This is a genomic window from Mycolicibacterium grossiae, from assembly GCF_008329645.1.
In the GTDB taxonomy this organism is placed as follows: Bacteria; Actinomycetota; Actinomycetes; order Mycobacteriales; family Mycobacteriaceae; genus Mycobacterium; species Mycobacterium grossiae.
Genome location: NZ_CP043474.1, coordinates 3,414,636 through 3,427,318, shown reverse-complemented (window position 1 = coordinate 3,427,318; position 12,683 = coordinate 3,414,636). Strand labels below are relative to the sequence as shown.

Sequence of the window (12,683 nt, the reverse complement as noted above, 5' to 3'; positions counted from 1 at the left end):
CCTAGCTCTCTCCGATCTGGAAGAAGACGTTCTTGGTCTCGGTGAAGTGTTCGGGGGCGTCGGGGCCGAGTTCGCGGCCGAGGCCGGACTGTTTGAAGCCACCGAACGGGGTCGTGTAGCGCACCGAGGAGTGCGAGTTGACGCTCAAGTTTCCGGCCTCGACGGCCCGCGACACCCGCACCGCGCGGGACAGGTTCTCCGTCCAGATGGACCCGGACAGGCCGTACGGGGTGTCGTTGGCCAGCGCGATGGCGTCGGCTTCGTCGTCGAACGGCAGCACCGTGACGACGGGGCCGAAGATCTCCTCGGTGACGGTGCGGTCGCTGCGCTGCGGGGTGAGCACCGTGGGCGGGAACCAGAACCCGGGCCCGCCCGGGGCCGTGCCGCGGAACGCGACCGGCGCGTCGTCGGGCACGAAGGAGCGGACCGACTCCCAGTGCGGCTTGGCCACCAGCGGGCCCATCTCGGTGCCACGATCGTTCGGGTCGCCGACCACGACGCCCCGAACCGCGGGTTCCAGCAGTTCCATGAAGCGGTCGTAGACGGTGCGCTGCACCAGGATCCGGCTGCGCGCGCAGCAGTCCTGACCGGCGTTGTCGAAGACGCCGTAGGGTGCGGTCGCGGCCGCGCGTTCGAGGTCGCAGTCGTCGAACACGATGTTGGCGCTCTTGCCGCCGAGTTCCAGCGTGACGCGCTTGACCCGTGCGGCGGCGCCCGCCATGACCCGCGTGCCGACGGCCGTCGACCCGGTGAACACGACCTTGCGGACGTCCGGGTGGGTGACGAAGCGCTCGCCGACCACCGAGCCGCGGCCGGGGAGTACCTGGAACAGGTCCGGGTCGAGGCCCGCCTCGGCGGCGAGTGCCGCGAGCCGGACGCTGGTGAGCGGCGTCCACTCCGCGGGCTTGAGGACGACGGCGTTGCCCGCGGCCAGGGCCGGCGCGAAGCCCCATGCCGCGATCGTCATCGGGAAGTTCCACGGCGTGATGACGCCGACGACGCCGAGCGGCTCGTGGAACGTCACGTCGAGCCCGCCGGCGACGGGAATCTGCTTGCCGATCAGCCGTTCCGGGCTCGCCGCGTAGTACTGCAGCACGTCGCGGACGTGGCCGGCCTCCCACTCGGCGTTGCCGATCGGATGGCCGGAGTTGGCGACCTCGAGCGCGGCGAGTTCGCCGACGTGACTGTCGACGATGGCGGCGAACGCCCGCAGCCCGGCCGCGCGCTCCGCGGGCGCCAGTGCGGCCCACCGCTTCTGGGCCGCCTTCGCCCGTGCGACGGCGTCGTCGACGGCGTCGACGTCGAGCAGGTCGACGGTGCGCAGCACCTCCTCGGTCGCCGGGTTGATCAGCGTGGCGGAACTCATCAGATCCTTTCTCCTGCGTGGGCGCGGGCGGCCTCGACCACGCCGGCGAACAGCCGCAGGTCGTCGAGACGCTCCTCGGGGTGCCACTGCACGCCGAGCACCCAGGGGTGTCGGGCGGAATCGAGTTCGACGGCCTCGACGACGCCGTCGACGGCATCGCGGGCCGAGACGAGCAGCCCGTCACCGAGCCGGTCGATGGCCTGGTGGTGGTAGCACTGCGCCTCGGACGACTCGCCGATCAGCGCGGCGAGGCGGGTCCCCGGGACGGTGCGCACCGACGAGGTCGTGAACACGGCGTTGCCGGCCTGGTGACGGGTGTGCCCGACGACGTCGGGCAGATGCTGGTGCAGCGTGCCACCCAGCGCGACGTTGAGCACCTGCGCGCCGCGGCAGATCCCGAGCACGGGCAGCCGTCGCGCGAGCGCCCCCCGCAGCAGCGCGAACTCCCACGCGTCGCGGTCGCGGGCCGGTTCGTCGGTGCTGGGGTGCGGCCGGTGCCCGTAGGCGGCCGGATCGACGTCCTTGCCACCCGTGATCACCAAGCCGTCGAGTGTGTCCAGCACGCGGTCGACGATCACCTGGTCGACCGGCTGCGGCGGGAGCAGGGTGGCGATTCCGCCGGCCAGCGTGACGCCCTCGACGTAGATGCCGGGCAGGAAGCTCGCGGTGACGTCCCACACGCCGGTCTGCGCGCGCTGCAGATAGGTGGTGAGGCCGATGACCGGCCGGATCGACTCAGAGCCGCTCAAAGCCGCGCACCCGCTCCCAGTCGGTGACCGCCGCGTTGAAGGCGGTGAGTTCGACGTGGGCGTTGTTGAGGTAGTGGTCGACGACGTCGTCGCCGAACGCCGCCCGTGCCACCGCGGACTCGTCGAACAGCCGCGCCGCCTCGGTCAGCGTCGTCGGAAGGCGTTCCGCGCCGGCGGAATACGCGTTGCCGCGGCACGGCTCCGGCAGTTCGAGACCCTGCTCGATGCCGTGCAGGCCGCCGGCGATGAGCGCCGCGGTCGCCAGGTACTGGTTGACGTCGCCACCCGGCGCGCGGCACTCCATCCGCATCCCCTGCCCGTGACCGACCACCCGCAGTGCGCAGGTGCGGTTGTCCAGGCCCCACGCCACCGCGGTGGGCGCGAAGCTGCCGTCGACGAAGCGCTTGTAGGAGTTGATGTTCGGGGCGTAGAACAACGTCAGCTCGCGCAGCGTCGCCAGTTGGCCCGCGACGAAGCTGCGGAACATCGACGACATGCCGAATTCGTCGGCGTCGTCGGCGAACACCGCGGCACCGTCCGCCCCGCGCAGCGAGATGTGGATGTGGCAGCTGTTGCCCTCGCGCTCGTCGAACTTCGCCATGAACGTGAGGCTCTTGCCGTGCTGGTCGGCGATCTCCTTGGCGCCGTTCTTGTAGATGGTGTGGTTGTCGCACGTGACCAGCGCGTGGTCGTAGCGGAAGCCGATTTCCTGCTGGCCCAGGTTGCACTCGCCCTTGACGCCCTCGCAGTACATCCCGGCGCCCTCCATGCCGAGCCGGATGTCGCGCAGCAGCGGCTCCATGCGGGTGGAGGCCAGCATCGCGTAGTCGATGTTGTAGTCCGTCGCCGGCGTCAGCCCGCGGTAGCCGGCGGCCCACGCCGCGCGGTAGGTGTCGTCGAACACCATGAACTCGAGTTCGGTGGCGGCGTGCGGCACCAGGCCCATCTCCGTCAGCCGGTCGAGCTGGCGCCCGAGGATGCTCCGCGGCGCCTGGGCGACGACGCGCCCGTCGGTCCAGGACAGGTCGGCCATCACCAGCGCGGTGCCGGGCAGCCAGGGCAGCAACCGCAGGGTGTCGAAGTCCGGCGTCATCACCATGTCGCCGTAGCCGGTCTCCCAGCTGGAGATGGCGTACCCGTCGACGGTGTTGTTGTCGACGTCGACGGCCAGCAGGTAGTTGCAGCACTCGGCGCCGTGCGCGGCGACGTCGTCGACGAAGAGCCGGGCCGAGATGCGCTTGCCGGTCAGCCGGCCCTGCATGTCGGCGAAGGCCACCACCACGGTGTCCACGTCGCCGGCGGCGACGAGCCGCTCCAGCTCCTGGAGGGTCAGCATGCCGGGTCGGTTGCTGTCGGTCGTCACGGGCTCTCCCCTGTCGGACATGTCGGAAAGTCAACCATTGGGCGAGAACGCTCCCGGCCGACCGGGAGCAGTTTTACACAACTGTCACCGCCAAAGGTAGGACAGCCGACCAATGCGGTCATATCCTCCCGAAGGTACGCCGCGCCGCGGCGGGCCCAGCTGCCGTAGAGGAGAACCACCGTGCCAGAGGGTCACGAGATCCTGGACGAGGACGAGAAGCACCTGGCCTCGCTGGGGTACACCCAGGAACTCAACCGGACGTGGTCGAGTTTCTCCAACTTCGCCATCTCGTTCTCGATCATCTCCATCCTGGCGGGCTGCTTCACGTCGTTCGGCCTCGGCTGGAACAACGGCGGCCCCGCGGCGATCGCCTGGGGATGGCCGATCATCTCGGTGTTCATCCTGGTCATCGGCCTGTGCATGTCCGAGTTGGTCTCGGCCTACCCGACGTCCGGCGGAATCTACTGGTGGGCAGCGAAACTCGGCGGCGTCAAGGCCGGGTTCTACACCGGCTGGCTCAACCTCATCGGTCTGATCGCCATCCTCGCCTCGGTCTCCTACGGCTGCGCGACGTTCCTCGACCTGACGCTGGGCACGTTCAGCGAGACCTGGCTCGCGGGGTACAGCCTGAAGCGGACGTTCCTGCTGTTCGTCGTCATCCTGGCGATCTCCGCGGTCATCAACATCTTCTCGTCGCACCTGCTCGCCGTCATCAACAACGTCTCGGTGTGGTGGCACGTCGCGGGCGCGGTCGCCGTGATCGCCATCCTCTGGCTGCTGCCCGAGCAGCACGCGAGCCTGCACGAGGTCTTCGCGACGACCGTGAACAACACCGGGTTCTTCGGGGGCTCCACCTCCGGCATCGGCTTCCTGTTCTTCGTGCTGCCGATCTCGGCGATCCTCACCCAGTACACAATCACCGGCTACGACGCCTCGGCGCATCTGTCCGAGGAGACCAAGAGCGCGGCCGACGGTGCGGCCAAGGGCATCTGGCGGTCGATCTTCTACTCCGCGATCGGTGGCTGGATCCTGCTGCTGTCGTTCCTGTTCGCCGTGCAGGACGTCGACGAGGTCACCGCGGGCGGCGGCGCCGTCGCCGTCATCTTCGGCCAGGCGCTGGACACCCAGTGGATGGGCATCGTGCTGCTGATCTCGACGGCCGGTCAGTTCTTCTGCGCCACCGCCTGCCAGACCAGTGCCTCGCGCATGCTGTTCGCCTTCAGCCGCGACCGCGCGGTCCCCGGCCACCAGCTGTGGTCGAAGGTCAGCAAGCACAAGATCCCCGCCAACGGCGTCGTGGTCACCGCGGTGCTCGCCGCGCTCATCACGCTGCCCGCCCTGGTCGAGGTCGACATCAACGGCGCACCGGTCCCGGTGGCGTTCTTCGCGGTGGTGTCGATCGGCGTCGTCGGGCTGTACCTGTGCTTCGCCGTGCCGATCTACTACCGGTGGAAGGCCGGTGACGCCTTCCCCGTGGGCAAGTGGAACCTGCGCGGTCACCACCGGTGGATGGCCCCCGTGGCACTGATCGAGATCCTGGTGACGTCGTTCATCGCGCTGTGGCCGACGTCGAACCTCGGGGCGCCGTGGGACCCCGGCTTCGAGTGGAAGTACGTGAACTACACCCCGCTGCTCGTCGGCGCCGTGCTGATCCTGTTGTACCTGTACTGGCACCTGTCGGTGAAGAAGTGGTTCACCGGGCCGATCAAGCAGGTCGAGGTCACGGCCACCGGCGATCAGGTGGTGCTGGACACGCCCTGATGGACGCGCCGGGTCGCCGCGTGCGACCCGGCGTCACCAGGTGCTGGTGCGCATCACGATCTCGGCGGCCAGCTGCGCGGTCGACTCGGCGGCGTTGCGGCGGCCCAGCAGCTCGACCACGCGGTAGTCGCCGTAGACGTAGCGCTGGCTGGCGCGCGCCACCGCGCGGGCGGCGGGTGAGCTGACCAACGCCGTCGTGTTCACCTCCACCGGCGGGCAGTCGGCGTCGCGCACGATGCCGGCCTGATCGCCCACGCACGGATGTCCGCGGTCGATGACGACCAGCCCGATGAACCGGTCGAGCCGCGTGGCGGCCAGCTCCCAGGCGAGTTCCCCGCCGACCCGGTCGCCAACGAGCAGCGCCCAGCGCACCCCGAGGGCGTCGAGGATGCCGATGACGTTCTTCGCGGACAGCTCGGGGTCGGGGGCGATGACGACCGTCTTGAGCGACGCGGTGTGCAGCCGCTGGCACACCCCCTCGTAGGCCGCCGGACCGAGCTGCGCCGCGCCGAGGAGCACGACGACCGACCCCTGTTCGGGTCCGGAGACGTCGACGGTCGCGGCGAACCCGTCAACGGTGAGAACGGTCGATGGCATTCGGCCACGCTACAGGGATTCCCGGGTGTGCGGAGCGGGTTTCGAACGCTCTCACAGGCGACGCTCAGCGTGTTCCGAGCCGGTCGGTCTGTCGTCCCGCCAACTCCAGAAAGGTTTGCGGCAACGCGGCTTTGACGCTGATGGCCGGGTTCGGCGTCGGGAAGGCGACGGCGAACACCGCCGAGCGCCCGGCATTGGCGAACCAGTAGTAGACGCTGCTCTCCTCGCCGCCGAGCCGCAACGTCTGCCGGTACGCCAGGACGTCCGGCCGGCCCTGGTCCAGCGGCGTCGTCGTCATCGGGATGCCGTCCGACGACGGGTCGAAGAAGGCCTCGAAGCTTGCGCACCGGGCGGCCTCGGCGGCCAGGCCGTCGAGGTCCAGCGGCCAGGACAGCACGGTGACGAGGATGCGCGCGCCGTCGTAGGCGACGAGGTAGCGCAGCGCGCTGCCGGGGCCGCGTTCGGCCGACGCGGTGATGACCTTGGTGAGCCCGTCGGTGCACCCCGTCGGCTCCGACAGCATCGGGGGCGGCCCGCCGGCGCCGTCGGGGGTGTCGGACTGGTCCTCGAGGAGGTCGTAGGTGACCCCGGGCGGGAAGTCGGCGGCGGTGAGGATCGCGCGCTGCAACCGGTCACCGGGCCAGGTTGCGCTGCCCTGCACCGGGTTCGCGCAGCCGGCGGCGACGGCGGCCAGGACCGCCAGCACCGGCAGGACGCGCACCCGGAGCACGGTCACCGCGGCAATGTGAGGACGTCGGCGCCCTGTTCGGTGACCACCAGGGTGTGTTCGAACTGCGCGGTCCACTTCTTGTCGATGGTCGCGACGGTCCAGCCGTCGTCCCAGATCTCGTAGTCGAGCGCGCCGAGATTGATCATCGGCTCGATGGTGAACGTCATCCCGGGTTCGAGGATGGTCTCGACCGCGGGCTGGTCGTAGTGCAGGACGACGAGCCCGTTGTGGAACGTGGTGCCGATGCCGTGCCCGGTGAAGTCGCGAACGACGTTGTAGCCGAATCGGTTCGCGTACGACTCGATCACCCGGCCCACCACCGACAGCGCCCGGCCGGGCTTGACGGCCTTGATGGCCCGCATCGTGGCCTCGTGCGTGCGCTCGACGAGCAGGCGGTGCTCTTCGGACACGTCGCCCGCGAGGAACGTCGCGTTGGTGTCGCCGTGCACGCCGTCGATGTAGGCGGTGACGTCGATGTTGACGATGTCACCGTCCTCGATCACCGTCGAGTCCGGGATGCCGTGGCAAATGACCTCGTTGAGCGACGTGCAGCACGACTTCGGGAAGCCCTTGTAGCCCAGGGTCGACGGGTAGGCGCCGTGGTCGACCATGTACTCGTGGGCGATCCGGTCGAGCGCGTCGGTGGTGACACCCGGCGCGACGGCCTTGCCCGCCTCGGCCAGGGCGTCGGCCGCGATGCGTCCGGCGACGCGCATCTTCTCGATGACCTCGGGGGTCTGCACCCACGGCTCGGAGCCCTCCCGAACCGTGGGCTGCCACGCGTACTCGGGCCGCGGGATGGAGTTGGGCACCGGCAGTCGGGGGGCGAGGGTGCCGGGACGGAGGGCGGTACGGACGGCCATGCCTCCAGGGTAATGGCCGGCGCCCCCGGTCCGCCGTCACACGCGGCCGGGGACGGCGTCGCGACCAGCGGTAATGATGTTACCGTGCGGTGATGGGCGTCGAAGGCCACCTGCTGGCGAAGTTGGGCATGCGCGACGTCGAGGCCTCGTTGGCCCCGGGTGACGAGCGGCTCGTCATCGAGATGGACAACCGGCCCGACCTGACGAACATCCGCGGTGCCCTGCAGGGCGGGCTGGTCGCGACGCTGATCGACGTCGCCGCGGGCCGGTTGGCCGGCGACGTCGCGGGTTCCGACGTCACCACCGCCGACATGAACGTGCACTTCCTCGCGCCGATCCTGGACGGGCCCGCGCGGGCGGAGGCGACCGTCGTGCGGGCCGGGCGGCGCCTGATCGTCACCGCGGTCGACGTCCGCGACGTGGCGCGCGACCGGTTGGCCGCGCGCGCGACGCTGACGTTCGCGGTGCTCGAGCGGCGCTAGTCAGCCGCGCCGGAAGCGGCCCATCACGGCCCGCCGCGGGCCGCGGATGTCCACTGACCCGAAGACGCAGCGGCCGGTCAGGACGACGTGCGGACGCCCCTCGGCGGGAGCGTCGCGACGATGGTCGCGGGCGCTGCCGACGATGACCTCCACGTCGTCGATCGACGCGCTGGCACCGTCGGGCAGGCGGATCTCGACCGACCCGAACCGCGTGTCGAGTTCGATGACCACGATCGGGCCGGCGAAGCGCGCCTTGGTCAGATCGAGGTCGATCGACCCCATCCGCCGGTGCAGTGCCAGACGCGTCGGCACCACCCATTCGCCCTGCCGCTTCAGCGAGCCGAGCACGCCGCGCAGCTCGACGCGGTCGGTTGCGGAGGTGACGATGGCGCCCGGCCCGGGAAGGTCGCCGACGAGGGCGGCCAGCTCGGACTGCATCCGGGCGCGAGCGACGGCAGCCGAGCGTTCCTCGAACTCGTCGATGTCGATCAGTCCCAACGCGACGGCATTGTGCAGCCGGCGCAGTGTGCCGTTGCGGTCGGCGTCGGAGATGCGCAGCGCATCGGCGCCGCTGGCGGGCACCAGCGCGCGCGAGGCGTCGTCCTCGATCCCGGTCATGACGTCCTCAACGGTACCGCCGGTCGCACCCCGCGTGGCCCGGTACCGGGGTGGCCGTGCTCACGCCAGGTAGTCGGGCGGCAGGCCGGCGAACATGTCGCGGCACATCCGCACCGCGTACTCCGAACTGCCGCCCCCAACGATCAGCGCCGCGAAGGCCAGGTCGCCCCGATAGCCGGCGAACCAGGCGTGCGACCCGCCGGCGAACTCGGCCTCGCCGGTCTTGCCGCGCACGTCGCCGGCACCGTTGAGGTCCTTGGCGGTGCCGTTGGTGACGACGAGGCGCATCATCGGCCGCAACCCGTCGATCATGGTCGGCGAGATCGGCGGACCCGCGTCGGTGATCTGCGTGGGCCGCCCGGCGATCAACTGCGGCACCGGCGTGTGGCCGGCGGCGACCGTCGCCGCGACCAGCGCCATGCCGAACGGGCTGACGAGCACCTTGCCCTGGCCGAAGCCGTCCTCGGTGCGCTCGGCGAGGTTGACCGTCGGCGGCACCGATCCGGTGACGGTGGTGATGCCGTCCACCGCGTAGTCCGGACCGATGCCGTATTGCGCTGCGGCGCTGGTCAATCCGCGCGGTGGCATCTTGCTGGCGAGTTCGGCGAACGTCGTGTTGCAGGAGCTGGCGAACGCCCGCGACAGCGGCACCGTGCCGAGGTCGAAGCCGCCGTAGTTGGGCACCGTGCGGTGGCCGATGTCGAGGTGGCCCGGGCAGCCGAGCAGCGTGTTGGGGGTGGCCATGCCGCGGTCGATCGCGGCGCCCGCCGTGATGATCTTGAAGGTCGAGCCCGGCGGGTAGAGACCCATCGTCGCCGTCGGACCGTCCTGGTCGGCCGCGGCGTTCTGCGCGACGGCGAGGATCTCGCCGGTCGACGGCTTGATGGCGACGAGCATGGCCTTCCTGCCGACCATGTTCACCGCGTCCTGCGCGGCGTTCTGCACCGCGCGGTCCAGGCTGATCGTCACCGAGGGAGCCGGGTTGCCCGGCACCTCGTTGAGCACGTCGACCTCGGCGCCGTTCTGGTTGACGCTCACCACCTGCCAGCCGGCCTCGCCGTCGAGCTGGTCGGTGACCGCGGTCTTGACCTGGTTGATGATCGCCGGCGCAAAGGTCGGGTCGGTGGGCAGCAGATCGGGCTGCGGGGTGACGACCACGCCGGGCCGGTCGGCGAGCGCGGGCTGCACCCGGTCGTGGTCCGCCTGGTTCAACGTCACGAGCGTCATCGGCGACGGCGAGGAACTCGCCAGCTCGGCGAGACGCTGCGGGTCCAGGGTGGGGTCGAAGGGGCGCAGCGCATCGGCGACGGCGGTGGCCGTCGGCATCAGCGCGCCGCCGGCGGCCTTGGCGTCCAGGGCGTAGCCGTACCGGTAGCCCGGCACCAGGACGTCGCTGCCGCCGTGTTCGTTGACCGACGCGCGCCGGGGCGCATCCGACCGCAGCGCGAAGGTCTGGTGCTCACCGAGGTTGGGGTGCACCGCGGTCTGGCTCCACCGCACTTCCCAGCGGCCCTCGTCGCGGACCATGTTGAGCTGACCGTCGTAGGACCAGGTGCGGTTCTTCGGCAGGTGCCAGGTGTAGCGGTATTTGATGCTGCCGGTGTCCTCGGCGTAGCGCGAGCCCGTGATCTGCGCATCGAGGTGGGTGGCCTGCAGGCCCTTCCACGCCTCGTTGAGCGCCTCGCGGGCCTCGGCGGGCTTGTCCGCCAGTTCGGCGGCGGTGCCGGTGTCGCCGGTGGCGAGCGCAGCGAAGAACGCCTCGGCGGCCGGTTCGGGACCGTTGGGTTTCGGGGTGCACGCGCTCAACGCGCCCGCGGCGACGACGGTGACCGTCAGCAACGCCGCAGCCCGTGATGCGGATGAGGTTAGCGATGCCATTGGGGCTGATGTTAAAAGGGAGACGACACGATTCGGTGGAGGCGCACCGCGTCGCGGTGACCCGATCGTAACCGCATCTGCGCCGAAATGACATTCCCTGCGCTCACGCGCACGGCTCGAGCGCAGAAAACGTCATTTCGGCGACGGGGGCGTCCGCCAACCGGGCGGCGGGCGACGGGGGCGGCGGGCGACGGGGGCGGCGGTCAGTCCAGCAAGACGGTCGCGAAGGTGCCGACCTGGGTGAAGCCGATCCGGTCGTAGGTCGCCCGCGCAACGCTGTTGAACGCGTTGACGTAGAGGCTGGCGATGCGCCCGCTGCCGACCACCGCGCCGGCGAGCGCCGCAGTTCCGCCGGCGCCGAGGCCCTGGCCGCGCCGGTCCGGATGCACCCACACGCCCTGGATCTGTCCCACGGCCGGCGATTGCGAGCCCACCTCGGCCTTGAACACCACCTCGCCGCGCTCGAAGCGCGCCCACGCCCGTCCGGCCGCGATCAGTCCGGCCACCCGGCGGCGGTAACCGCGGCCGCCGTCGCCGAGCCGCGGATCGATGCCGACCTCGCCGATGAACATGTCGATGGCGGCCACCAGGTAGGCGTCGAGTTCGTCCATCCGCACCGGCCGCACCGCCCGGTCGACGGCGCACTGCGGTTCGCGGTCGAGCGCCATCAGCGGCTGGTCCTCGCGAACGTCGCGCGCGGGGCCCCAGGCCCGTTCCAGCCGCGACCACATCGGCAGCACCAACTCGGCGTGCCCGACGAGCGACGAGCAGCGGCGCGGCGCACTCATCGCCTTGTCGGCGAACGCGTGCACGTCGGACACCCGGCCGCGTAGCGGAATGAGATTCGCCCCGGCGAAGCACAGCGACTCACCGGGTTCGCGGCGGGTCCACAGCTCGCCGCCGATCGCCGTCGGGTCCACGCCGTGATCGACCACCCGGGACGCCACCATGCACGTACCGACCGGGTCCGCGTCGAGCACCCGGTGCACGGCCGCGGCGTCGCGGACCACCGTCACGCGTCGATCGTCGGCGAGACGAAACAGCGGAGGAGCCGACATCGGGACTCTTTCTCGGCGGGCTTCGGCGGTGACCCCGCTCACAGGGGCTGGATTCAGCTTACGGTCACCACGGGAGGACCGCTGGCAGACGCCCCGTCGTCCTCGCTCTCGGCGGCGATCCGCATGGCCTCCTCGATCAGCGTCTCGACGATCAGCGCCTCGGGCACGGTCTTGATGACCTCGCCCTTGACGAAGATCTGGCCCTTGCCGTTGCCGGAGGCCACCCCGAGGTCGGCCTCGCGGGCCTCGCCGGGTCCGTTGACGACGCAGCCCATGACGGCCACGCGCAGCGGCACCTCCATGCCCTCGAGCCCGGCGGTCACCTCGTTGGCGAGCCGGTAGACGTCGACCTGGGCGCGCCCGCAGGACGGGCACGACACGATCTCCAGACCGCGCGGCCGCAGGTTCAGCGACTCGAGGATCTGGTTGCCCACCTTGACCTCCTCGGCCGGCGGCGCGGACAGCGAAACGCGGATGGTGTCGCCGATGCCCTTGCTCAGCAGGGCGCCGAACGCGACGGCCGACTTGATGGTGCCCTGGAACGCCGGCCCCGCCTCGGTCACGCCGAGGTGCAGCGGGTAGTCGCACTTGGACGCGAGCAGCTCGTAGGCCGCGACCATGATGACGGGGTCGTTGTGCTTGACGCTGATCTTGATGTCGCCGAAGCCGTGCTCCTCGAACAGCGACGCCTCCCACAGCGCCGACTCGACGAGCGCCTCGGGCGTCGCCTTGCCGTACTTGTCCATGAACCGCTTGTCCAGCGAGCCGGCGTTGACGCCGATGCGGATCGGGATCCCCGCGGCTCCGGCCGCCTTGGCGACCTCCTTGACCCGGCCGTCGAACTCCTTGATGTTGCCGGGGTTGACGCGCACCGCGGCGCAACCCGCGTCGATCGCGGCGAAGATGTACTTGGGCTGGAAGTGGATGTCGGCGATCACCGGGATCTGCGACTTGGCGGCGATCGCCGGCAGCGCGTCGGCGTCCTCCTGCCGTGGGCAGGCCACGCGCACGATGTCGCAGCCCGACGCGGTGAGTTCGGCGATCTGCTGCAGCGTCGCGTTGATGTCGTGGGTCTTGGTGGTGCACATCGACTGCACCGCGATGGGGTGCTCGCTGCCGACGCCGACGTCGCCGACCATCAACTGGCGGGTCGCGCGGCGCGGCGCCAGGACGGGCGGCGGAGGCGCCGGCATGCCCAGGCCGATGGAGGTCATGCGT

The 12,683-nt window shown here is 70.6% G+C and carries 12 protein-coding genes; 2 read left to right on the top strand and 10 right to left on the bottom strand.

The window, feature by feature from the left end:
- Position 1: 1 nt before the first annotated feature.
- Genes FZ046_RS16470 through FZ046_RS16460 form a run of 3 tightly spaced genes read right to left on the bottom strand, consistent with a single transcriptional unit; the run spans position 2 to position 3,451 of the window.
- Positions 2-1,366: an aldehyde dehydrogenase family protein gene (locus FZ046_RS16470; protein ID WP_070351703.1), complete on the bottom strand. Its 1,365-nt coding sequence runs from the start codon at positions 1,364-1,366 to the stop codon at positions 2-4.
- Positions 1,366-2,115, bottom strand: a complete 750-nt coding sequence (locus FZ046_RS16465) for a gamma-glutamyl-gamma-aminobutyrate hydrolase family protein (RefSeq protein ID WP_070351702.1) — start codon at positions 2,113-2,115, stop codon at positions 1,366-1,368. The genes FZ046_RS16470 and FZ046_RS16465 overlap by 1 nt, the downstream gene beginning before the upstream one ends.
- Complete coding sequence (locus FZ046_RS16460) at positions 2,102-3,451, bottom strand: glutamine synthetase family protein (RefSeq protein WP_170292515.1); 1,350 nt, start codon at positions 3,449-3,451, stop codon at positions 2,102-2,104. The genes FZ046_RS16465 and FZ046_RS16460 overlap by 14 nt, the downstream gene beginning before the upstream one ends.
- 207 nt (positions 3,452-3,658) lie before the next feature.
- Between FZ046_RS16460 and FZ046_RS16455 the strand changes: the two genes are divergently transcribed.
- A complete protein-coding gene (locus FZ046_RS16455) occupies positions 3,659-5,239 on the top strand; it encodes an amino acid permease (RefSeq protein ID WP_070351700.1) in 1,581 nt (526 codons plus the stop codon).
- Between the two features lie 33 nt (positions 5,240-5,272).
- Here FZ046_RS16455 and FZ046_RS16450 read toward each other — a convergent pair whose 3' ends face one another.
- The 3 genes from FZ046_RS16450 to map all read right to left on the bottom strand — a co-directional run bounded on the left by FZ046_RS16450 (position 5,273) and on the right by map (position 7,429).
- Positions 5,273-5,836, bottom strand: coding sequence for an alpha/beta fold hydrolase (locus FZ046_RS16450; protein ID WP_070351699.1), 564 nt, complete (start codon positions 5,834-5,836; stop codon positions 5,273-5,275).
- A gap of 64 nt (positions 5,837-5,900) precedes the next feature.
- Positions 5,901-6,566, bottom strand: a complete 666-nt coding sequence (locus FZ046_RS16445) for a hypothetical protein (RefSeq protein WP_083298015.1) — start codon at positions 6,564-6,566, stop codon at positions 5,901-5,903.
- Positions 6,567-6,568: 2 nt separating this feature from the next.
- A complete protein-coding gene (gene map, locus FZ046_RS16440) occupies positions 6,569-7,429 on the bottom strand; it encodes a type I methionyl aminopeptidase (protein WP_070351698.1) in 861 nt (286 codons plus the stop codon).
- 128 nt (positions 7,430-7,557) lie between these two features.
- Here map and FZ046_RS16435 point away from each other — a divergent pair, with 128 nt between their 5' ends.
- Positions 7,558-7,911, top strand: coding sequence for a PaaI family thioesterase (locus tag FZ046_RS16435; RefSeq protein ID WP_246183053.1), 354 nt, complete (start codon positions 7,558-7,560; stop codon positions 7,909-7,911).
- Here FZ046_RS16435 and FZ046_RS16430 read toward each other — a convergent pair whose 3' ends face one another.
- The 4 genes from FZ046_RS16430 to ispG all read right to left on the bottom strand — a co-directional run bounded on the left by FZ046_RS16430 (position 7,912) and on the right by ispG (position 12,679).
- Positions 7,912-8,529: a DUF1707 SHOCT-like domain-containing protein gene (locus FZ046_RS16430; RefSeq protein WP_070351696.1), complete on the bottom strand. Its 618-nt coding sequence runs from the start codon at positions 8,527-8,529 to the stop codon at positions 7,912-7,914.
- A gap of 60 nt (positions 8,530-8,589) precedes the next feature.
- Positions 8,590-10,407: a penicillin-binding transpeptidase domain-containing protein gene (locus tag FZ046_RS16425; protein WP_070351695.1), complete on the bottom strand. Its 1,818-nt coding sequence runs from the start codon at positions 10,405-10,407 to the stop codon at positions 8,590-8,592.
- A 203-nt stretch (positions 10,408-10,610) separates the two neighbouring features.
- On the bottom strand, positions 10,611-11,465 hold the full coding sequence (locus tag FZ046_RS16420) for a GNAT family N-acetyltransferase (protein WP_070351694.1): 855 nt from the start codon (positions 11,463-11,465) through the stop codon (positions 10,611-10,613).
- A 53-nt stretch (positions 11,466-11,518) separates the two neighbouring features.
- Positions 11,519-12,679: a flavodoxin-dependent (E)-4-hydroxy-3-methylbut-2-enyl-diphosphate synthase gene (gene ispG, locus FZ046_RS16415; RefSeq protein WP_070351693.1), complete on the bottom strand. Its 1,161-nt coding sequence runs from the start codon at positions 12,677-12,679 to the stop codon at positions 11,519-11,521.
- Positions 12,680-12,683: the final 4 nt, after the last annotated feature.